The sequence below is a fragment of the Promicromonospora sp. NPDC023805 genome (assembly GCF_040639635.1).
Classification (GTDB): Bacteria; Actinomycetota; Actinomycetes; order Actinomycetales; family Cellulomonadaceae; genus Promicromonospora.
Map to the genome: position 1 here is coordinate 1 of NZ_JBFAAH010000008.1, position 21,535 is coordinate 21,535.

The 21,535-nt window shown below is 70.5% G+C and carries 19 protein-coding genes; 8 read left to right on the forward strand and 11 right to left on the reverse strand.

Annotated elements, in window-relative coordinates:
* Positions 1–190: 190 nt before the first annotated feature.
* Entirely contained in the window at positions 191–2,530 is a 2,340-nt protein-coding gene (locus AB0F70_RS10095) for a beta-galactosidase (protein WP_357447055.1), read from the reverse strand.
* 201 nt (positions 2,531–2,731) lie between these two features.
* Between AB0F70_RS10095 and AB0F70_RS10100 the strand changes: the two genes are divergently transcribed.
* Entirely contained in the window at positions 2,732–4,006 is a 1,275-nt protein-coding gene (locus AB0F70_RS10100; protein ID WP_357447058.1) for an FAD-dependent monooxygenase, read from the forward strand.
* A 10-nt stretch (positions 4,007–4,016) separates the two neighbouring features.
* On the forward strand, positions 4,017–4,646 hold the full coding sequence (locus AB0F70_RS10105; protein ID WP_357447061.1) for a TetR/AcrR family transcriptional regulator: 630 nt from the start codon (positions 4,017–4,019) through the stop codon (positions 4,644–4,646).
* A gap of 103 nt (positions 4,647–4,749) precedes the next feature.
* On the opposite strand, the gene AB0F70_RS10110 is transcribed toward AB0F70_RS10105, so the two are convergent.
* The 3 genes from AB0F70_RS10110 to AB0F70_RS10120 all read right to left on the reverse strand — a co-directional run bounded on the left by AB0F70_RS10110 (position 4,750) and on the right by AB0F70_RS10120 (position 7,933).
* Entirely contained in the window at positions 4,750–5,868 is a 1,119-nt protein-coding gene (locus AB0F70_RS10110; protein ID WP_357447064.1) for a HAMP domain-containing sensor histidine kinase, read from the reverse strand.
* Between the two features lie 22 nt (positions 5,869–5,890).
* Entirely contained in the window at positions 5,891–6,583 is a 693-nt protein-coding gene (locus AB0F70_RS10115; protein WP_357447067.1) for a response regulator transcription factor, read from the reverse strand.
* A 168-nt stretch (positions 6,584–6,751) separates the two neighbouring features.
* A complete protein-coding gene (locus AB0F70_RS10120; RefSeq protein ID WP_357447070.1) occupies positions 6,752–7,933 on the reverse strand; it encodes an amidohydrolase family protein in 1,182 nt (393 codons plus the stop codon).
* A 246-nt stretch (positions 7,934–8,179) separates the two neighbouring features.
* Here AB0F70_RS10120 and AB0F70_RS10125 point away from each other — a divergent pair, with 246 nt between their 5' ends.
* Positions 8,180–9,196, forward strand: a complete 1,017-nt coding sequence (locus AB0F70_RS10125; protein WP_357447073.1) for an alpha/beta hydrolase — start codon at positions 8,180–8,182, stop codon at positions 9,194–9,196.
* Between the two features lie 58 nt (positions 9,197–9,254).
* On the forward strand, positions 9,255–10,277 hold the full coding sequence (locus AB0F70_RS10130) for a helix-turn-helix domain-containing protein (protein WP_357447076.1): 1,023 nt from the start codon (positions 9,255–9,257) through the stop codon (positions 10,275–10,277).
* A 105-nt stretch (positions 10,278–10,382) separates the two neighbouring features.
* Here AB0F70_RS10130 and AB0F70_RS10135 read toward each other — a convergent pair whose 3' ends face one another.
* From AB0F70_RS10135 to AB0F70_RS10145, 3 genes are read right to left on the reverse strand one after another with little or no spacing between them, the layout of a single operon-like run.
* Positions 10,383–11,594 (reverse strand): cytochrome P450, encoded by a 1,212-nt coding sequence (locus AB0F70_RS10135; RefSeq protein ID WP_357447079.1) that lies wholly within the window; start codon positions 11,592–11,594, stop codon positions 10,383–10,385.
* A gap of 42 nt (positions 11,595–11,636) precedes the next feature.
* On the reverse strand, positions 11,637–12,839 hold the full coding sequence (locus AB0F70_RS10140; RefSeq protein WP_357447082.1) for an FAD-dependent oxidoreductase: 1,203 nt from the start codon (positions 12,837–12,839) through the stop codon (positions 11,637–11,639).
* Entirely contained in the window at positions 12,836–13,033 is a 198-nt protein-coding gene (locus AB0F70_RS10145) for a ferredoxin (RefSeq protein WP_357447085.1), read from the reverse strand. Before AB0F70_RS10145 ends, AB0F70_RS10140 begins: the two co-directional genes overlap by 4 nt.
* Before the next feature lie 107 nt (positions 13,034–13,140).
* On the opposite strand from AB0F70_RS10145, the gene AB0F70_RS10150 reads away from it, so the two are divergent.
* On the forward strand, positions 13,141–13,776 hold the full coding sequence (locus AB0F70_RS10150; RefSeq protein ID WP_357447088.1) for a TetR/AcrR family transcriptional regulator: 636 nt from the start codon (positions 13,141–13,143) through the stop codon (positions 13,774–13,776).
* A gap of 111 nt (positions 13,777–13,887) precedes the next feature.
* On the opposite strand, the gene AB0F70_RS10155 is transcribed toward AB0F70_RS10150, so the two are convergent.
* Positions 13,888–15,162, reverse strand: a complete 1,275-nt coding sequence (locus AB0F70_RS10155) for a LuxR C-terminal-related transcriptional regulator (RefSeq protein WP_357447091.1) — start codon at positions 15,160–15,162, stop codon at positions 13,888–13,890.
* 130 nt (positions 15,163–15,292) lie between these two features.
* Here AB0F70_RS10155 and AB0F70_RS10160 point away from each other — a divergent pair, with 130 nt between their 5' ends.
* Positions 15,293–16,195 carry an NADP-dependent oxidoreductase gene (locus AB0F70_RS10160; protein WP_357447094.1) on the forward strand — a complete coding sequence of 301 codons (903 nt, stop codon included), beginning with the start codon at positions 15,293–15,295 and terminating at the stop codon, positions 16,193–16,195.
* Positions 16,196–16,284: 89 nt separating this feature from the next.
* On the opposite strand, the gene AB0F70_RS10165 is transcribed toward AB0F70_RS10160, so the two are convergent.
* The gene (locus AB0F70_RS10165; protein WP_357447097.1) at positions 16,285–17,307 is read right to left on the reverse strand and encodes a DUF418 domain-containing protein; all 1,023 of its coding nucleotides are present in this window, start codon (positions 17,305–17,307) and stop codon (positions 16,285–16,287) included.
* A gap of 184 nt (positions 17,308–17,491) precedes the next feature.
* Between AB0F70_RS10165 and AB0F70_RS10170 the strand changes: the two genes are divergently transcribed.
* A complete protein-coding gene (locus AB0F70_RS10170; RefSeq protein ID WP_357447100.1) occupies positions 17,492–18,514 on the forward strand; it encodes a zinc-dependent alcohol dehydrogenase family protein in 1,023 nt (340 codons plus the stop codon).
* 108 nt (positions 18,515–18,622) lie between these two features.
* Here AB0F70_RS10170 and AB0F70_RS10175 read toward each other — a convergent pair whose 3' ends face one another.
* Together AB0F70_RS10175 and AB0F70_RS10180 are read right to left on the reverse strand one after the other, a co-directional pair.
* Entirely contained in the window at positions 18,623–19,324 is a 702-nt protein-coding gene (locus AB0F70_RS10175; protein ID WP_357447103.1) for a type 1 glutamine amidotransferase domain-containing protein, read from the reverse strand.
* A gap of 13 nt (positions 19,325–19,337) precedes the next feature.
* Positions 19,338–19,730: a nuclear transport factor 2 family protein gene (locus tag AB0F70_RS10180; protein ID WP_357447106.1), complete on the reverse strand. Its 393-nt coding sequence runs from the start codon at positions 19,728–19,730 to the stop codon at positions 19,338–19,340.
* Positions 19,731–19,940: 210 nt separating this feature from the next.
* On the opposite strand from AB0F70_RS10180, the gene AB0F70_RS10185 reads away from it, so the two are divergent.
* Positions 19,941–21,524, forward strand: a complete 1,584-nt coding sequence (locus tag AB0F70_RS10185) for a Na+/H+ antiporter (RefSeq protein ID WP_357447109.1) — start codon at positions 19,941–19,943, stop codon at positions 21,522–21,524.
* Positions 21,525–21,535 lie beyond the last annotated feature (11 nt).

Sequence of the window (21,535 nt, forward strand, 5' to 3'; positions counted from 1 at the left end):
GTCGACGCCGACGGCAGGGCGGTGTCGATGACCAACACCATCACCAACTACTGGGGCAGCGGGCAGTACTTCGAGATCGGTCCATTAAACGACCGATCTCGAAGCAACCGACCGAACTCAGTTCAGGCCGCGTGCATCTGACCGATCTTGCGGCACCACAACTGACAAGACGAGCTGCGGAGATCCGGCGCTAGTCGCGTGCGGCCGTCCAGGTGATGCGTTCGGTGACGCTGATCGAGTCGAGCGCCGCGAGCTGCCCGTCGGTCTCGCGCCGTCTCGCCTCGGCCGCCGACGGCAACCAGACGGGGTTGTCCGGATGCAGCGGGAGCACGACGAGGCGCAGCTCGGCCGGCAGCGCGCCGAGCGTCCCGAGGTCGAGCCGCCACGGTGTGCCGTCCCAGAACCTGTCGGCGACGACCGTGCCGTCGACCTCCAGCAGCGCCACGTCACCCGCCCACTCCAGGTCGATGACGGCGTCGACGCCCGGTTCCGCGGTCCACGAGGGCAGCTCGACGGTCCAGACGGCGCCCGTCCGGCGCACGAGGTCGTGGCTCGGGGCGGCGCCGCGCGTGCTCGTGCCGCCGTAGCCCGCTGGCACCTCGCCGGACGGACGTTCCGCGACGATGGCGCACCCGCCCGAACGCGGCTCGGCGTCCGGGCCGGCGAGCCGCACGAACTGGCCCGACGCCGGTTCCCAGCGCTCGACCACACCCGCCGTCGTGCCGGTCGTCCGCGCGGCGAGCGAGCCATCCGCAGCGGTCCAGAGATCGTCGTCCGCGACCAGCAGCGTGCGGCGACCGCCGCGGTCGAGCACCCAGGTCCGGGCCGCCCGGTCCGGTCCGAGGACGAGGACGTCGAGCGCCGTCCCGGTGGTGCGGACCTCCAGCAGCGCGCTGTCGTCCACGGTGACCGCCCAGGCGCCATCGGCGAGAGCGACCGCTCCCGTCCGTGCGACGACGTCCACGGCCGGATCGGCGAACGCGAGCGCTGGGTCGATGCCTCGTTCCGCGCGGAGCACGAGGGTCACCCGGTCGGCATCGTCGTCGAGGATAGTGACCGCCGACGCGGTCGCCCACTCGATCTCGGGCGCGCCGGCGAGGCGCAGGCCCACGGGCCAGCGCGCCATCGTGCCCGCGGGGATCGCCACCGGCGCGGTGGGGAGCTCGACGACCCGGTCGGTGAGCTCGACGGCGAACCGGGTCGGCTCGGCGTCCCGCATCTCGATGTACGGCTGGTGCTGCCCGATCACGACGAAACCGCTGGTGCCATCGCTGCGCAGCGCCCACCGCAGCGTGCCCGCGTCGTCCAGGTCCGCGGGCTGGGTCTCCGGCATCGACGCGGACATCGTCGCGACGCGGTCACCGAAGGCGGCGAGGAACGCGTGCTGGTCACGCAGCAGGTCGAACGACGGCGACCTCGAACCCGCGGCACCGATCGGCGCGTGGAAGTCGTAGTCGAACACCGGGAGGTCGTTGGGGTACCCGGTAGCGAGAGATTCCTGCAGGTCCGGGCCGCGCCAGACGTTGCTGCCGCCGGCGTACAGGTAGTAGCCCTGCCAGACCGAGCCGTTGCCGATCTTGGTGTGGGCGATCGCCGCGATGTCCGCGGGCTGGAGCACGGGCCGCCGGTGGTAGGACGTCGCCATGCCGCCCCCGAGCTCGCAGGTCGCCGCGGGGCCGCGGTGCTCGGACGCCGGCGTCGGCGTCGGCGCACCGGCGTCCTCCCGCTGGTCGGAGCCGATGCCGGGGTCGTCCCAGACGTGGCCGAAGAAGTAGTGCGCCCGGAAGCTGGCGTCCCACGGGTGGTCGGACGGCACCCAGAACCCGTCGCCGTACCCGCCGTACAGCGGGATCACCTCGTTCGGCAGCTCGGCGCCGCCCCAGGCGGTCGCCGTCCAGATCGACGCCTCGATCCCGGCTTCGCGGGCCAGACCGATCAGGGTCCTGAGGTGCCCGGGCTGGTCGTAGAGCTCGTTCTCGATCTGCACCGCGGCGACGGGCCCGCCCGGTCGGACGCGACCCGCCAGGTGAGCGCCGAGTGCGCCGAACCATCCCCGGACGACGTCGAGATAGCCGGGATCGTCGCTGCGATGCCGGACGTCGAGCTCCTGCACCCAGTCGGGCAGGCCGCCGTTGCGGACCTCGCCGTGGGCCCAGGGCCCGATGCGCAGGACGACGTCCAGCCCCGCGGCCTCCGCCGTGTCGATGAACGCGGCGACGTCGAGACCGCCGTCGAACGACGCCTTGCCCCGCTCGGCCTCGTGATGGATCCAGATGACGTAGGTCGAGACCGCCGTCACGCCACCGGCGCGCATGAGCCGGAGCCTGGCGTCCCAGTCGGAGCGGGGCACGCGGGAGAAGTGGAGCTCACCGGAGACGGGGATCACCGGACGGCCGGCCCTGCTGAGGTGCGTCGGCCCTGGGACCAGTCGCCCGCCGGTGCCGGTGATCGCCTCGGACGGCGCGAGCGGTGCGGTCCACGCCTGGAACCGGCTGCGTGAGACGCCTGCGGCTGCTGCGGCCAGGTGCATTCCGTTCTCTCCTTCGAGCAGGTGCGTGCTGCGGCCGAGCGAGCCTACTCCGAGCGCCTCTACCGGGGCTGGGACGGTGCGACCCGGCCGGCGCCCCGCATGTGATGCAGGGCACATCTCCAGCCTGCTTCCTTTTTGCGACACTCCGTCGTAATGTGTTTTTACGACAGAGTGTCGCGGCAATGCGAAGGGGACGAACGCATGGAGCAGAGGACGAACAGACGGGCACTGGTCGTGGGCCTCGGGATCGCGGGGATGTCCGCAGCGGTCGGGCTGCGCGAGGCAGGCTGGACGCCGGTGCTCGTGGAGCGTTCACCCGAGCGCCGGACCGGCGGGTACTTCGTCGGGCTGTTCCCCGAGGGCAAGCAGGCCGCAAAGGACCTGGGTGTGCAGGAGCACCTGCACACCCGCAACCCTGTGTCCGGCACCGAGTGGTCGATCGACCGGCGCGGCCGGCACCACGAGTGGCCCGGATTCCTCGACCAGCCGGGCGAGCCGGCCGCCGTCCTGCGCGGTGACATCGAGGCAGCGCTGTGGCACTCGCTCCGGGAGGACGCCGAGCTCGAACCCGTCGAGGTGCGGTTCGGCACTCGCCCGGTGGAGATCATCGACCAGGCCGAGGCGGCGGACGTCGTGCTGGAGGACGCCACCGGAGAGCGTCGCAGGGAGACCTTCGACCTGGTCGTGGGCGCCGACGGGCTGCGTTCGAGCGTGCGCGCCATGGTCTTCGGTCCGCACCAGGAGTTCATGGAGTCGTGGAACGCGATCATCTGCGCGTTCGAGCTGGACGAGCAGGTGCCTGGTTACGGCCCGCAGGACGGCGTCATCGTGGCCCGGGCCGGGCGTGCTGCCTGGACGTTCGGATTCAGCGACCACACCCCGACCATGCTGTTCACCTACCGCACCGACGACGAGGACGCCCAGTTCGTACGCCCCCCGCTGGAGACGCTGGAGGCCGCGTTCGACGGCCTGGACCACCCCGCCGTCACGCACGGCCTCCAGACGCTCCGGACCGCGCCGAACTACCTCTTCGACTCGGTGCACCAGGTCAAGATGCCCACCTGGCACCGCGGGCACGTCGTACTGGTGGGCGACTCCGCATGGTGCCTGAACCTGTACTCCGGCATGGGGTCGTCGGCAGGGCTGCGGGGCGGGGCGGCGCTCGGCCAGGCGCTGAAGGACCACCCGGAAGACCTGAACGCGGCCCTGACAGCCTGGGAGGCGCAGCTGCGGCCACTGATCACCACGCACCAGAAGCGGGCTCGGCTCGTGCAGCACCTCTTCGTCCCGACCGGGCGCATCAGCGAGGCCCTGCGCAACACCGCCCTGCGCACCCTGGCCGCGGTCAACTACCTGAAGTCACGCCTGCCCGGCGCCGGCCCGAGCACCACCTCCTCGAGCACCCCGCCGGGAGCGCCGGCAACACGCGAGGTGACGACCGGTGAGAACGTCGGGAGCGCGCCGGGCGGGCGGTGATACTGGGGCCATGCCACGGATCAAGGCCCCGAGCGTGGAGGCGCACCACGAGCTCGTCTGGCAGGCCGTCACCGACGCCCTGGGCGAGCTGCTGACCGAGCGGGACTACGAGAGCATCAACCTCGGCCACATCGCCGCGCGCGCCGGCCTGGCGCGCAACACCCTGTACAACTACGCCAGCGACAAGACCTCCCTCGTACTGGCGATCGCCGAACGAACCAGCCGGCCCGTCCTGGCCAAGGTCACCGCGATCGCCGACGCGCCGGAACCCGCTGCCGAACGAACCCGGCAGATCATCAGCGAGCTGCTGCACGCCTTCACCAGCAGCACTTTCCGCCTGATCCTGCAGCCGGCAGCGGCAGCGACCGGTCCGCTCGACGCCGTGGACGTCCGGGAAGGCCCTTTCGGGGCCGTCCCGGACGCCATGGACAAGGTCATCCGCGACGGTATCCGCAGCGGCGAGTTCCGCGCCGTGGACGACGTCCCCCTGACCGCCTGGCTGCTCAGCGGCATCATGCGTACCGCCGCCGACCGGATGACGCGTGGCCAGCTTCGACCGGACGACCTGATCGGCCCCGTGCAGGACCTCGTCGTGGGTGCCTTGGCGCAGACCACACCCACCTCGCCCGGGCCCGCATGAGCGTGCCCCCTTCGTACCCGCGGCAACGCCTCGATCCGCGTTCCCCGTAGTTCGTGACCACCGAACGTGGGCCAAGGACTCCCGGGCCGTTCGGACGTTGGAGTCAGCGGGAGACCGGACGTACGGCGCCTCCTGGGGCGGGCTCCTGCGGTAGGCGCATGGTGAACGTTGCTCCCTTGCCGGGCCCGGCGGATTCCGCGGTGATGTCTCCACCATGGGCCCGGGCGATGCCGCGGGCGATGGCCAGGCCAATGCCGCTGCCGCCGGCGGCAGCGGGCCTGCCGGGATGCTCGAGGCGTTCGAAGCGGTGGAAGATGCGTTCGAGGTCGTGTTCGGCAATGCCGACGCCGTCGTCCGTGACCCGGACGATCAAGTGGTTCCCGGGGCGCGACTCGGTGTGCACGGACAGCGCCACGCGCCCGTGCGGATCGCAGGCGGCCAGTGCGTTCCCGAGCAGGTTCACCAGGACCTGGGTGATCCGGTCCGGGTCGCAGAGAGCGAGGGCAGAGAGGCCCGGGTCGACGACGAGGTTCACCAGCTGGTCGTCGTACTGGGGGCGCAACCGCTCGGCGGTCTTCCTTGCCACCATGGTCACGTCGGTGAGCTCGCGGTGAAGGTCGAAGGCGCCTTCCTCCGCCCGGGACAGGCTGGAGAGGTCGCCCGTCAGGCGCTGCAACCGGTCCAGGTCGTCGGCGAGCGACGCGAACATCGCCTCGTCGGGGAGGAAGACGCCGTCGGCCATGCCCTCGATCTGGCCGCGCAGGATGGTGATGGGGGTCCGCATCTCGTGGGCCACCTCGGAGATCAGGCGGGCGCGGCGGCGTTCGGTGTCGGCGAGGGCTGCTGACAGCATGTTGACGTTGTCGACCAGCGCTGCCAGGCCCGGCTCGCCGGGGAGCTCGAGGACGTCGTCGTAGTGTCCCTCGGCGAGCCGACGTGTGGCGGTACGCACCCTGTCGAGCGGGCGCAGCAGAAACCGCGACAGGGCTATGGACACCGGGACGGCCGCGGCCAGTCCGAGCCAGAGGCCGACCTGCAGGACCACGTCGCCCTCGATGTCGCCGAGCCCGAGCCACTCCTCGATCAGCGCGCTCGTCACCGCCATGGACAGCAGTGCCAGCAGGAGCACCATGACGTGCGAGAGCACCAACCGGTTGCGCAGCGACAGACGCTGCTGGAACCGGCGCAGCCGCGCACGGTACCTGTGATCGGACGGCGGCATGGGCGAGTGTCCTTCCTTGCCGCTAGGCGGGAGACCCGACGAACCGGTAGCCGATGGTGCGGACGGTTCCTACGAACCGCGCTGCGCTCACGTCGTCGCCGAGCGCGCGCCGCAGAGTGCGGATGTGCACGTCCACGACGCGCTCGTCACCGAAGAAGTCCTCGCCCCACACCTGGGCCAGCAGTCCGCGCCGGGTGAAGACCCGCCCCGGCGCCCGGGCCATCGCGAACAGCAGATCGAAGTCGAGAGCCGACAGCTCCACTGTCCGGTCGGCATCGACCAGCACGGTCCGCGTCGCGGGATCTACAGCCAGCCCTTCGAAGCGCAGGACGCCGTCCTCCTGGGCCGGTTCCGCGCGCCGCAGGATGGCGCGCACCCGTAGCGCCAGCTCACGGGGGCTGAACGGCTTGGTGACGTAGTCATCGCTGCCGGTGGTGAAGCCGATCAGCCGGTCGACCTCCTCGTCCCGGGCGGTGAGCATGATGACCGGAACCTGGCTCGCCTCGCGGATACGGCGCAGGACCTGGAATCCGTCCAGCCCGGGAAGCATCACGTCGAGCACCACCAGGTCCGGTCGGCCCTCGGCGACCGCCCGGAGTGCGGACGGTCCGTCCGCGGCTTCGACGACGTCGAACCCGTCCGCCTCCAGGTAGCCGCGCACGGTCATGCGAATCTTGGGCTCGTCGTCGACGACCAGAACGCACTGCGTACCCATCGTGCTCACTTTCGGTCACTGAGCTGGTGAGGGCCGTCATGACCGCGGGGTCGACCGGCGGGAGCAGCGGGCCTCGACTGCGGCCAGTCTACGAGGTACGTCGTGGCCGCCGCCGATCTGCGGGCGGGCCATCCTCATCCGTCCGGCCATGACCGTGCACAGGGCGCCTCAGCGCGAGCCGGCACGGTCGATTCGCCGCCGCAGCTTCGGGAACTGGGCAAGGGCGTTCGTCCGCTCGAGCGCGATCCGCTGGCGCCGGCTGTAGATCTTGTCGACGGTCGGTTCGGGGTCGCCTGTCCGCAGGAGCGGCAGCTGTCCCTCGAGGAAGGGCATCGTCTCGACGTTGTCGGCCGCATAGAGATGGCGGGTCGCAGGCCAGTCGCTGCCGAACATGATGTGGTCGGCGGGCACCAGTGACGACAGCGGCTGCAGCTGCGCGGCGGTGAATGCCTGTGCGTCGTCGAAGTACATCCGCGAGAGGTACGTGAGAGGGCCTTCCGGCAGCACCTCGTTGAACGGCGGGAAGGCCGAGTGCCGGGTCGCGAGCCGATAGGCCAGGAACGGCAGCGCCCCGCCGCAGTGCGTGAAGTGCCAGCGGATGTTCGGGTAGTCCCGAAGGACACCGTTGTAGATCAGGCTCGTCATCGAACGGGTGGCGTCGAACGTGTACTCGAAGACGTTGTTCCCGGCCGGGATGTCAGGGCCGAAGAAGAGCTTCGGGGCCGGGTTGACCTCAGGGCCGGTCGGGTGGACGTAGACGTAGGCACCATGCTCGTTGAGGACCTCGTACAGCGGCGCGAGCGAAGGATCACCCAGGTAGGTACCTCCATAGTTGGTGAGCAGGCAGACACCGTCGAGATCCAGGTCGCCGAGCGCGCGGTTCACCTCGGCGACCGAGCCCTCGATGTCGGGCATCGGGGTGACCGCGAAGGCTCCGAACCGGTCACCACGGGTCTGCACCAGGTCGTAGGCGTAGTCGTTGACCGCGCGGGCGGTGGTGCGCCGGTCGGCGACCGGGCCGACGGTGACCTGGAGGTCGCCGAACGACAGGACGCTGGCCTGGATCCGGTACTGGTCCATGAAGGCCAGGTGCCGATCGACCGACCACGGACCGTACGCCCCGGTGATAGCGCCGAGGAGGCCGTAGCGCTGCAGGTAGTCGTTGTACACGTCGGGCGAGTAGTGCGCGTGGGTGTCGATACGCCAGTTGTCCTTCGGCAGCCCGGCGCCGGACTGTGCTGCCCCTGAGCTGGCCGCAGCACCTGGCACCGGGGCTACCGCCGCGGCAAGCGCCGCGACCGAGGTAGTTCCGAGCAGTGTTCGACGCGAGATGTTCCGTCGCAGACTCATCTTCAGTTCCTCGCTTCAATCTGTGTGGGGAGCATGTGCCTGAGTGCCAGGCAACAGCCGCCTCATAAAGCACGCACCACTCAGTGCATGAAGCTTCGATGAAGCCGACCGCCAGATCTGATCTGCTCCTGACAGCCACCTGGCGGGTCCAGTGGTCCGATCTCCCGCCATCTGCGGGTGCCGGGTCGGGCGAGGAGGATCGAGGATGAGGTGCAGGATCAACCTGCTCACCCCAAGGAGTGCACCATGCCCGACCAGATGCCCGATGAGACGTCGACCGATGTGTTCGGTGCTGTGACGACCCGCCCGCCGTTCGACCCCGAGCTCGTTCCCGCGGAGGCGATGCTGCGGGGCGTCGGGGAAGCGCCGACGATCGAGACGCTGCCGGCACTCAGGGCTCTTGTCTCGGGAGGCACGATCCCGGGAACCGTGCCGACAGACCTGACGGCGGACGGTCGTGTCCACGTCGAGGAGCGCCAGGTCCCTGGTCCCGACGGAGCACCGGAGGTCACGCTGCTGATCCTCCGCCCGGTCGGCGACCGCGCCCCCGTAGCCGGCATCTTCAACATCCACGGCGGCGGCATGATCAGCGGTAGCCGGCGGACCGGGATGGAGCTGCTCCTGCCGTACGTCGCCGAGGGGAACGCTGTAGCGGTGTCGGTCGAGTACCGCCTCGCGCCGGAGCACCCCGACCCCGCGCCCGTCGAGGACTGCTACGCCGGGCTGGCATGGACGGCAAAGCACGCGGTCGAGCTCGGTATCGACCCGGACCGGCTGATCGTCCTCGGCGGCAGTGCCGGTGGTGGCCTCGCCGCGGGGACGGCGCTCCTGGCCCGCGACCGGGGGTTCCCGGCGCTGAGCCACCAGGTGCTCCTCTGCCCGATGCTCGACGACCGCTTCGTGACGCACAGCAGCCAGATGCTCGACGGCGAGGGGGTCTGGGACCGTAACGCCAACCTGTTCGGCTGGACCAGCCTGCTCGGGGAGCGGCGTGGCGGCCCGGACGTGTCGCAGTACGCCGCACCGGCCCGCGCCCAGGACCTCGCCGGCCTGCCGCGCACCTACATCGACACCGGCTCGGTAGAGGTGTTCCGTGACGAGGCCGTCGACTACGCGACCCGGCTCTCCCAGGCGGGAGTCAGCGTCGACCTGCACATGTGGGGCGGTGCGTTCCACGGCTCCGACATGGCGACCCATGCGGCCGTCTCTCAGGCCTCCATCGCGACCCGGGACGAGTTCATCCGGCGAGCGCTCGAAGCCTGACGGGAGATAGCCTTCACTACCTGGCAGGGATCCTGGCCTGGCGTCGTCGGAGGTTCGCGTGCGTGAGCTCATCGGGGCGATGGAGTCCAGCGACGACCCCGCGGCCGCCGCCCTGCGCGTCATCGACCATTTTGACCACCTCGTCGAGGAACGAGCCACCATCACGGCGGTGGTCCGCGCGACGGCGGCACTTGCGGGCTGCCCCGCCGGCCTGCACGACGGCGAACGGGGTGACGTCCGACGCTTCGACCCCGAGGGCAAGCAGCTGCCCGGTACCGAGCAGGCCGCGTCGGCGCGGCTCTCGGTGCCGGGCCGCATCGGCACCTGGGTCTGGATCGAACGACCCGGAACGCAGCAGGCCGGCTCGCTCGACTCGCTCATCCTGGAGCGTGCCGCCCGCACGGTCCAAGCGCTCCACCGGTCCATCTCCCGCACCCCCGACTCCCTTGCCCGGGTCGCCTGCGATCCCGACACCACGGAGAGCGACCGGCGGAGCGCCGCGCAGGCGCTCGGCCTCTCCGCGCCCGTGACCGTCGTCGTCAGCACCTCTCCCGGACTACCGGTGCCGCACGCGACGACGATGGGCCGGTACACGGTCGCACTCGCCGCCGAAGCTCCGGCTCTTCCCTTCGGCCTGCGCGCGGGCACCGCCGTCGCGAAGGATCTCGCGGAGCTGCCGGCCACCCTGGACCGGGCCGCCGCCGCGTTCCGGCTGACCGACCGCCTCGACGGACCGGGTCCCTCCCTGCTGGGTTACGAGGACCTCGGCGCGTGTGCGGCGCTCGCTGAACGCTTCACACCGCAGGACGCCGCTGCCGTCCCCGACGTCCAGAGCCTGGACGAGGCGCTGGCCACCCACCCCTGGGTGGTCGACACCCTCCAGGCCGCGCTCGACCAGACCAGCCTCCGGCAGGCCGCGAACAGCCTGCACGTGCACCACTCCACACTTCAGGAACGCCTCGCGTGGGTCGAGAACCGGATCGACATCGGGCTCACGCGGCCCGGCGGACGCCAGCGCGCCGCCGTCGCCGTCGCCCTCTGGCGCATCGCACACTGCGAGGACGCCGCACCCGGACGGTAGTGCCCACGACCTAGCGTTCGCGTGGCGGATGCAGCACTGACAACACGGAGCCCACGAAGCAGGCCGCGAGCAAAGAAGGGGAGATAGCTCTCCAACGGGTGTGCGCTACCAGGCGACCGGCAGTCGGTGGAGCCCGTAGGTGATCGTGCCGTTGCGGAACTCGAGCTCCTCCGGCGGAACCGCCAGTCGGAGGTTCGGCAGCCTGCGCAGCAGTGCGGGCAGTGCGATCTGCAGTTCGACGCGTGCCAGGTTCTGCCCGATGCACTGGTGGGTGCCGTAGCCGAACGCGAGGTGGCCGCTGAGGTTGCGGTCGCCGTCGACGAGGTCGGGATCGGCGGTGAATGCCTCGTCCCGGTTCGCCGAGGGCAGGTTCATGATCAGGGCGTCGCCTGCCTTGATGGGCTGGCCACCGAGGGTGAGGTCTTCGGTGGCGGCGCGGAAGACGGCGTCCTGCGGGATCGTCAGGTAGCGCAACAGCTCCTCGACGATGTTCGCGATCAAGGCGGCGTCGTCGGTGTCCCGCAGCCGGGTTGCCAGCTCGGGGTTCTGCAGCAGGGCGAGGGTGCTGAGCGAGATCATGTTGGCAGTGGTCTCGTGGCCGGCGATCAGGAGCGAGAGGGCGTTCACGACTACCGTCTCGCGACTGATCTCGCCCGTGGCGACGCGCTGGAGCTGCCGGCTGATCAGGTCGTCCGCCGGTGCCTGCTCCTTGCGTGCGACGAGCTCGTACAGGTAGCCGAACAGTGCCGCGGAGGCCGCCTCCTGGGCCTCGGCCGTGCTCGGGCTCATGAGGGTGGCGCTGTGCTGCTGGAAGAACTCGTGCTCGGCGTAGGGCACACCCAGCAGCTGAGAGATCACCATCGAAGGGATCGGCAGAGCGAAGGCATCCACCAGATCGGCAGGCTGCCCCTCGCGCACCATCTTCTCCAGGAAGTGGTCGACGAGCTCCTCGACGTGCGGCCGCTGGTTACGCACCTGCTTGACCGTGAACTCGCCGGTGAGCATGCGACGCAGGCGGGCATGCTCCGGGTCGTCCATCCGGGCGAACGCCTGGGGGATCCCCGACGTGGGCGGGGCCTGCATGGGGAAGCCGGGCGTGCGGTCGTCCGCGCTGATCCGCGGGTCGGACAGCGCCTGCCGGATATCGGCGTACCGGCTCACCACCCAGACCTCTTTGCCGCGCCACAGCGCCCGCGTCAGGCCCTGCGCCTGGCGCCAGTCCGAGTACTCGGGTGGTGGGTCGAGGGGGCAACGTGCCAGCCGTGTGCCGGGGAACGCGGGAAGCTCCGTGCTGTTGACGTGCGTCGTGCTGCTCATGGTCATCTCTCCTCATGCTGGTTGGACATGTGCTTGCGGTGGTCAGACAGATGCTGTTTCCGAGATGGCGGTCTCCCATGCCGCGCCGGACGCGATCAGCGCCCGCCAGGCACGCAGGACCTTTGGCGACTTGCCCATGGCGAGCACTCCGGTGAGCCGGTCCCCTCTGCGATAGGCCACCACCAACCGGGCGAGCGAGCTGTCGCTTTCCAGGACGAGGTCTTCGTCGTGGTCGCGCAGGTATCCGAACGTCTGGATCTTCAGGTCGTACTGGTCGGACCAGATGTAGGGCACTGGCGCATAGGGCCTCCGCGCGCCAAGGGCGAGCAGATTGCCGGCGACGTTCAGGGCCTGCTCCGCGGCGTTGGTCCGGTGCTCGACCCGCATAGCCAGGTCGAACAGCGGGTTGTGCCAGGAGGCGACGTCTCCGACGCCGTACACGTCGGGTGCGGCGGCGCAGTACTGGTCGCACCCGAGCCCGTTGGTGGTGTCCAGCCCGCTGTCGGCGAGCCATTCGGTGTTGGGTGTCGAGCCGATGGCGATGAGGAGATCGTCGGCGGGGACCACTTCTCCGTCCGCCAGGACGACGCCGCCCACTGCGCCGTCGACACCGAGCACCTCGGTGACCACGACCCCGGTGCGGATATGGACACCGTGTTCCTGGTGCTTCGCGGCCAGGAACCGCCCGGCGTGCTCACCGATCGCCGCTGCCATCGGGACCGGGCCCGCTTCCAGGATGGTCACTTCCGCTCCGAGCCCGCGGGCCACTGCGGCGACCTCCGCCCCGACGAATCCGGCCCCCACGATCACCAGTCGACGTCCCGGTCCCAGGCGTGCCTTCAACGCCAGAGCGTCATCCAGCGTGCGCAGGGTGTGGACCCCCTGCAGGCCCTCGGCACCCGGTAGACGGCGGGCTCGCACGCCGGTCGCCACGATCAGGCGTTCGTAGTGCAGGTCCGTGCCGTCACCCAGCAGCACCGTGTGCGCGTCCGCGTCCAGTCCGGTGGCGGCAACGCCAAGGCGCAGGTCCAGGCCCAGCGCGTCGATCGCCGCCCGTGAGCGCAGCGTGACCTTGTCCGCGTCCCACTGTCCGTTCAGGATCTGCTTGGACAGCGGAGGGCGGTCGTACGGCAGGTGCGGTTCGTCGCCGACGAGGGCGATCGAGCCCTGAAAGCCGGCGCGGCGTAGCGCTTCCGCCGCGAGCAGCCCGCCCGCCGACCCGCCGATGACCGCTACCCGGTTCACGACGCAACCGTGTGGATGGCGGCGGCCGGGCACGCGACGGCCGACTCGCGGACGGCGTCGTGCAGCTCCGGGCCGGGCGACTCCTCCAGCAGGATCACTATGCCGTCCTCGTCACGCTGGTCGAATACTTCCGGCGCGATCAGCACGCACTGCCCGGCTGCCACGCACCTTGGCTCCTCCACGACGACCTTCATGTCGACTCCTCCCTCGGCCGAGCGGTTGCGGCGCTCAGCACGGTTACCGGACACCTGTAGGTTAACCAACAGATGCAGGCTAACCTATAAATGTCGGCCAAGGTAAGGTGGAGGTCGTGGTCACGAATCGAGAGAAGCCGACGGCCGACCGGCGCGTGCGCCGCACTCACGCAACGCTGCACAGCGCGCTGATCCAGCTCGTCGAGCAGAAGGACCTGGGCCAGGTCAGCGTCTCCGACGTCGTCGAAGCGGCCGGGGTGAGCCGTTCGACCTTCTACGACCACTACCGGGACGTGCACGAGCTGGCCGAGGCCGCCTGCACGTCCATGATCGACAGCCTGATCGAGTCTGTCCCCGTGCTCGACCCCGGTCTGATCGATACTCCCGAGGGCCCGGAGGGATCGCTCCTGGACTTCTTCACCAACCTCGCCGAGCACGCCGGCCTCTACCGCAGCCTGTTGGGACCGCAGGGCAGCGCTCGGGTGATCGACCACATCCGCCGCCGGATCGCCGCGGCCGTCCACATCGCCGTGCGCCTGGCCGACGCCACCGACAGCGAAGCACCGGACAATCTGCCGCCCGGCGACATCCCTCACGATGTACCGGCCGCGTTCGTGGCTGGTTCGCTCATCGGCGTGGCCACCGACTGGCTCCAGCGCGGATGCCCGCGAACGCCGGCCGAGATGGCGGCCTTGACGTGGCCGCTGCTCATCCTTGCCGCCACGCCGCAGGAAAAGGCTTAACAGGTCGAGGTCATCCCGCGCCGCGACGAAGCGGCCCGGCTGACGAGACTTCTCGACGGCGTGATCGACGCGGTCCGCGAAACGGAGTGATCACGCGCGGCGGAGCGCCGGTCAGGCGCGTGCTACGGTCGCGCCCCACTCGTGGGCCAGCGCGGCCGCTTCGCCGCGCGAGCCGACGCCCAGCTTGTCCAGGATGTTCGCCACGTGGAACTTCACCGTGGACTCGCTGATGTGCAGGTCGTGCGCGATCTCCCGGTTGCGCCGGCCGCGGGCCAGCTGACCCAGCACCTCCAGCTCCCGCGCGCCCAGCGCGGTCAACGGGTCCTCGCGCGGGGTGTCCGGCGGTCCGAGCGGGATCTCGACGGTCACCGTCGTACCCCAGCCAGGCACCGCATCCACCTCCAGCCGTCCGCCCAGCGGGCCCAGCCGTTCGGTGACCCGGCGTGTGTCGAGGGAGCCGCGGGACATTGCGCCCGGGCCGTCGTCGCGCACGGTGGCGCTCAGCTCGGCCGTTCCGATCTTCCAGCCGACGTGGATCCGCCGCACCTGCCGCTGGTCGTCCAGCATCGCGTGCACGACGGCCCGGACCACCGCACGGGCAGTGGCGGCGACGTCGGCGGCCACCACCCGGTCCGCGCCTTCCTCCGCGCCGGGCGTGCCAAGCTCCAGGACGACGCCGAGGGGGCGCAGCACACGGCTCAGCGACTCGGCGAGCCGGTCGAACGCGTCACCGACCCGCTCCTCGGCCATCGCGTGGTCCAGCTCGGCCCGGGAACGCAGCTCGACCAGCGCGGTGACGGCGAGGTCGACGGCGCGGGTCCGGGCATCGCCGTCGCTCAGCGAACGGTCGCGCAGGGCGCCGAGCAGCGCCGTCAGCCCGGCCCGGTGCGCGTCGCCCAGGTCGGAGATGGCGACGGCGCGCGCCGCGGAGGCCGCACGGGACACGGCGAGCCATTCGGGCGCTGCCTCGTTCCGCAGTCCTTCTCGGTGGGCGGTGACCATGTCCCACATCGCCAGGGCGCGCTGCTGGTCCTCCTCGGGCACCGGGGTGCCCTCGGTCAGCACGAGCACCAGCAGCGCACCCTGATCGGTGGCGTCGCTGGTCAGGGCCAGCACCGGCACGTCGACGCCCGCCATCGTGGCCCGGCCCTGCCATGTGCCCCGTGCCGGCATCAGCGGCCGGATGGCGGCGAGGTCGGCGGTCGTGACCGACGACCCGGGCGCGCCGGGCGACTCACCGTAGGTCTTGAACGGCGCGAACGGGCAGTTGGCGGCCAGCTGGGTGAGCGTCCGGTGCGGGATCGCCTCGGCGAAGACCTCGGACAGCCGCGTCTGCGTCTCGCTCAGCGGCGCCCGGATCACCTCGACTGCCGACATCAGGTCCATGAATCCGAGCATAACCAGGTGACCCCTCTGCCGGCCTGGCCGAACGACCAGCGAGAACTGGCCGAACGGCCGGCCAGATCGGCGCCGGTCCATCTCCAGGATGGAGTCATCACCAACCCTGGGAGTGAAGATGAAGGCGATCGTTTACGCCGAGTACGGCGGTCCGGAAGTGCTGCGACTGGAGGACGTCGAGGAGCCGCACGCCGGATCCGGACAGATCCGGCTGAGAGTCGCCGCCGCCGGCGTCAACCCGGTGGACTACAAGATCCGCAACGGCTGGATGCCGGACATGGCACCCGCGTCCTTCCCGGCGATCCTCGGCATGGAGGCGGCCGGCGTGGTCGACGAGGTCGGGGAGGGCGTCAGCGGCGTCGCGGTGGGCGACGAGGTGATGGCCCCGACCGTGACGGGCTCCTACGCCGAGTACGCCCTGGCCGAAGACTTCGCACTCAAGCCGGCAGGCCTCGGCTGGGAGACCGCCGCGGCGCTGCCCGTGGCCCTGGAGACCGCCGACCGCGTGCTCGGGACCCTCGAGGTGACCGCCGGAGAGACGCTGCTGGTGCACGGCGCCGCCGGCGTGGTGGGCGCGTTCGCCGTCCAGCTCGCGGTGGCCCGCGGCGTCACCGTCATCGGCACCGCGTCACCGCGCAACCACGACTACCTGCGCTCGCTGGGTGCGATCCCGGTCACCTACGGCGACGGGCTCGCCGACCGGGTCCGGGCCCTCGCGCCGCAGGGCGTCGACGCGGTCTTCGACGTCGCAGGGCAGGACGCCCTGGACGTGTCGATCGAGCTGCGCGGCGGCACCGACCGGATAGTGACGGTCACCGACCTCCGGGCCTTCGAGCTGGGCATCGTGTTCTCTGGCAGCAGCCGGCGGTTCGGGGCACAGCTCGCCGGCTACGCCCAGCTCGTCGCGGACCACAGGCTCAAGGTCCGCGTCGCCGCGAACTTCCCGCTCGCGGACGCCGGGCAAGCCCACGAGCTGAGCGCGACCGGCCACCCGGGCGGGAAGGTGGTCCTGGTCGCGTGACGACGTCGACCAGAACCCACCCGAAGTGAGCGTCGCCGCACGGCTCGTCCTGAGGGACGGGCCGTGCGGCGACGTCGGCCCACCGGCAGTCAGGACAGGCGGCGGAATGCTGCGGGTCGCAGCCAGGTGACGCTGCGCCACAGCCACTCGACCGGGCCGTAGACGAAGTGCTTGAGCCAGAGACGGCTCAGCACGGACTGCACGGCGATCACCACGAGGGAGATCACGACGACGGGCGTCACGCTGGTCATCTGCCCGAAGTCCCACAGCTGCGCGACCAGAGCCATCACGATCGCCGCCCCTACATAGTTGGTCAGCGCCATCCGGCCCAGCGGCTCGAACACCGCGGCGATCGCCCGCCGCGCGGGTGTGTGCCACAGCAGCGCCAGGCCCGTGACGTACAGCCCGGCCATGACCAGGCCCGCGATCCCGCCCGCGTTCGAGAACCGCGGGTCGCCGGGAGCGGTAGTCACCTGCCAGATCAGAGCAGGCACGGTCAGCACCGCGGCAACAGTGAACGCGATGGCGACGGTCTTGCGCGAGGTCTCCAGGACGCGGGGCAGACCGTAGGCCGCAGCACCCGCGCCGAGCAGGATGAGACCGGGGGTCGCGAAAAGGCCTCCGCCGAGCCCGACATATGCCAGGCCTGTGAGCGCGACGCCCGCCCCGAGGGTCACCCAGCGCGGTGCGAAGCGGACGACCGGCAGCATCAGCAGGCCGAAGACCGCGTAGTCCACGAGCACGTTGCCGTCGTACACGAACATCAGAAGCCCGCCGATCGCCGCGAGCCCGAGCAGCCGACGGACCAGCACGAGGCCCGGGCGTGGGGTCCGGGCGCGGGCGCCGTCGAGCACTATCCACAGGCTCATGCCGAACAGGAAGCAGAAGATGGGCACGAAGCGGGTCTGGACGGTGAGGTACAGCGCGTCCATGACCGGGTCCGGGACGATCGCACCGCCCGCCAGCATGCGGTCCCTCCCGGGGCTGATGATGTCGATCGCGTTGACCAGCAGGATCCCGAGGACCGCGAACCCGCGCAGCGAGTCGATGAAGTGCCAGCGCTGCCGCGTCTCTGCCCGCGGAGCCGCTGCAAGTGCAGTGGTTGTGCTCATGCTTCCCATCCAAGCGATCCGATTCCTGCCGGTCGTCAACCCACGGGCCCACGTTCGGTGGTCACGGACTGCGGGTGAACCCTGACCCGACATGGTGAGTACTACCTAGGAGAAAACTCTCCCTCCCACGCCCCGCAAGGCGCGCAGATGATGAGACCAATCGAAGCAAGAGGAGTTGGCTCTCATGCGTGGAGTAGTTCTCTACGGTCCCGAGGATGTACGTGTCGACGAGCGCGCGAGGCCGGTCGTCGTGAAACCGACGGACGCGGTCATCCGCGTCAGCGCCGCCTGCGTATGCGGCTCGGACCTGTGGCCGTACCGCGGGGAGGACCCGACCAGCGAGCCGACGCCGATGGGGCACGAGTACGTCGGGGTCGTCGAGGAGATCGGTTCGGACGTCCGGAACGTCAAGGTCGGCGACTTCGTCATCGGCTCGTTCATGGCCTCGGACAACACCTGCGAGACCTGCCTGGCCGGCTACCAGTCGCTGTGTGCGCACGTGGAGTACGCGGGCGCGGGCGGCGCCCAGTCCGAGTACCTGCGTGTCCCGCTTGCCGACGGCACCCTGGTCGCCACCCCCGGGCAGCCCGACGCCGACCTGATCCCGTCCCTGCTCGCGGCCTCCGACGTGCTCGGCACCGGATGGTTCGGCGCCGTCGCCGCCGAGGCAGGCCCCGGCAAGACCGTGGCAGTGGTCGGTGACGGCGCGGTCGGCCTGCTCGCGGTCCTGGCCGCCAAGCAGCTGGGCGCCGAGCGGATCATCGCCATGTCGCGCCACGAGTCCCGGCAGAAGCTCGCCCTCGAGTTCGGTGCCACCGACATCGTCACCGAGCGTGGCGACGAGGGCGTCGCCGTGATCAAGGAGCTCACCGGCGGGTACGGCGCGCACTCGGTGGTCGAAGCGGTGGGCACGCAGGAGTCGATGATGCAGGCCATCCGCTCCGCACGTCCGGGTGGGCACGTCGGCTACGTGGGTGTGTCCCACGGCGTCGAGCTGCCCGGCCAGGCACTGTTCTTCTCCGGCGTGCACCTGCACGGCGGGCCGGCCCCGGTGCGCCGGTTCCTGCCCGAGCTGATCCGGCTGGTCTGGGACCGCGCCATCGATCCCGGCAAGGTCTTCGACCTCACGCTCCCCCTCGAGGACGCCGCCGAGGGTTACCGGGCCATGCACGAGCGGCGCGCGATCAAGGCGCTCCTGCTTCCCTGACGCCGGGCTCTTACGCCGACGACGCCCCACCGGTACCGACATACCGGTGGGGCTCGGCCGTCCACGGCCGAGCCCCCACCGGCGCCACGCCATCCGGGCGGACAGGCGTCAGCCCAGGGCCTTCGTCAGCGCCCTGGCCAGCGGGACCGCCGACGTCGGGTTCTGCCCGGTGTAGAGCGTGCGGTCCACCTCGACGTGGGGTTCGAACGGCGCGCCCTCGCGGTAGTCCACGCCCAGGTCGCTGATCAGCCGGTCCTGCAGCAGCCACTTGGCCCTGTCGGCCAGGCCGTTCAGGCGCTCCTCGGCATTGCTCAGGCCGGTCAGACCGTAGCCGGTGAACGGGGACTTCCCGTCGGCGTCGACGGTCGCCAGCAGCGCCGCGGGGCCGTGGCAGACCAGGGCCAGGGGCTTGCCCGAGGCCAGCCAGTCGGTCAGCAGCCGCCCCGAGGCCTTGTCGTCGGGCAGGTCCTCCATCGGGCCCCAGCCACCGGGGTAGAACACCGCGGCGTAGTCATCGATGCGCACGTCCTCGATGGGCATGGGGTGCGCCAGCTCGGTCGCGTCGCGCAGCAGGGCCTTCATCCGCTCGGCGCCCTCGGGGCCACCGTTGAACTCGGGAGTGAGGCTCAGCAGGTCCGCCGTCGGCGGGACTCCGCCCGGGGTGGCCACCTCGATCTCGTACCCGGCGTCGGTGAACACCTCGTACGGGCCCAGCGCTTCCTCGGCCCAGAAGCCCGCCGGCTGCCTGGTCCCGTCGGCAAGCGTCCAGTGCGTGGCCGCCGTGATCACAAACAGGATCTTCTTCGTCATCGTGCTCTCTCCTTCAGCTGTTCAGCGCGTGCCGCAGGACATAGCTGTCTGCGGCCTGCTGCAGGCGCGCGAGCTTTGCGTCCCGGACGGTCCACAGGTGGATGAACCGCGCGTCGGCGGTCTCGCCCGCCGTGGTGACACCGTGGTAGTGCCCCAGCACCACCACGTGGTCGTCGTCGGTCGCGTAGTACTCCTCGGCCTTGGCGCCGAAGGAGTCGAAGTTCGGCAGCAGCGAACCGAAGAAGTCGTTCATCATGCTGTCGTATCCGTCATAGACCCCGCCGAAGGGAAAGCCCGGGGTGATGTCCCAGACGATATCGGGCGCCATGATTTCTTTTGTCACGGCCGGGTCGGCATTCGAGTCGTACAGTCGGCGTGCTAGAGCGATGTTCGGTGATTCTGACATGGGTTCTTCCTCCGAAAAATGACAGTCCGGTAGTCGTCAGGATCACACAAAGCCATACGTAACACCCGTGGCACGAGGGGGAGAGTTTTCTCCCCTGCACAACTCCCGGCGCGCGTGGCATTCTCACGCGATACTGGCCGTAGTGCCGCGAATTCGCCCCGGGTCCGCAGCGGTGCGGACCCACCGCCCAGCTCCACCAGGAGTCACACCTTGCTCGCTCTCGAACTCGTCGTCGTGCTCGGCTTGGCGATCCTCCTGACCAGGGTCGCCGCCGCCCGGTTCCGGATCGCCCCGCCGATCCTCCTGCTGGCCGCCGGCATACTGCTCGGCTTCGTGCCGTCGCTGCGCTCGGTGCACCTGCCACCGGAGCTGATGCTGCTGCTGTTCCTGCCGGTGCTCCTGTACTGGGAGAGCCTCACGACGTCGCTGCGCGAGATCCGGGCCAACCTGCGCGGCATCGTCCTGCTGAGCACCGTGCTGGTGATCGCGACCGCCGCGTCCGTCGCCGTCGTGGCGCACGGCCTCGGCATGCAGTGGGGTCCGGCGTGGGTGCTCGGCGCCGCCGTCGCCCCGACGGACGCCACGGCGGTCAGCGTGGTCGCGCGCCTGCTGCCCCGGAGGCAGGTCACCGTGCTGCGCGCGGAGAGCCTGGTCAACGACGGCACGGCACTCGTGATCTACGGGCTGGCGGTAGGCGTCACGGTCGGCGAGGAGCAGCTCGGCGCCGCGCACGTGAGCTGGCTCTTCCTGCTCGCCTATGCGGGTGGAATCCTGGTCGGGGCAGTCGTCGGCTGGCTCGCGGCACAGGTCCGCAGCCGCCAGTCCGACCCGCTGACCGGGCAGGTCACCATGGTGCTGATCCCGTTCACCGCCTTCCTGCTCGCCGAGGCGATCGAAGCCTCCGGCGTGCTGGCGGTGGTCGTCTCCGGGCTGATCATGAGCCAGGCCGCGCCGCGGGTGGTACGCGCCGAGATGCGCATCCAGGCACAGGCGTTCTGGACCGTCACGACGTTCCTCCTCAACGCCGCCCTGTTCGTCCTGGTCGGGCTGGAGCTCCAGTCCGCCGTCCGCAGCCTGAACAGCGCCGACCTGGTGCGCGCACTGGTGCTGGTAGCGGTCGTCACGGCGATGGTGATCGCCGTGCGGCTGGTGTTCCTGTTCACGGTGCCCTCTCTGGTTCGCTTGCTCGACCGGCGCCCGCAGCAGGAGCAGCGTCACGCCGACCACCGGCCGCGGCTGGTCAGCGCACTCTCCGGCTTCCGCGGCGCGGTGTCCCTGGCGGCGGCGCTGGCCGTGCCGCAGCAGCTCGCCTCGGGCGCACCGTTCCCGGACCGGGACATGATCGTGTTCGTCACCGGCGGGGTCATCGTGCTGACCCTGTGCCAGGGCCTGATCCTGCCGGGCATCGTGCGCTGGGCCCGCCTGCCCGCCGACACCGCGGTGGAGGCCGAACGCCATCTCGCCGAGACGCGCGCCGCCGAGGAGGCGCTGGAGGCACTGCCCCGGCTGTCCGCCGAGCTCGGCACCGACCCCGACGTCGTCGACCGCATGCGCCTCGAGCTCGACAAGCGGATCGAGGTCCTCCAGGCCCATCGCGAGGGCACCACCGATCACCCGGCGGTGCGTCACGACGAGCACTACACCGCGCTGTACCTGGCGCTGACCGCCCACATGCGCGAGACGGTGGTCCGTCTGCGCGACGAACGACAGATCGACGACACGGTCCTGCGCCAGGTGCAGACCGCGCTCGATCTCGAAGACATCCGCCTCTCCCCCGCGCCACCGAGCGAATGACCGGAACGGAC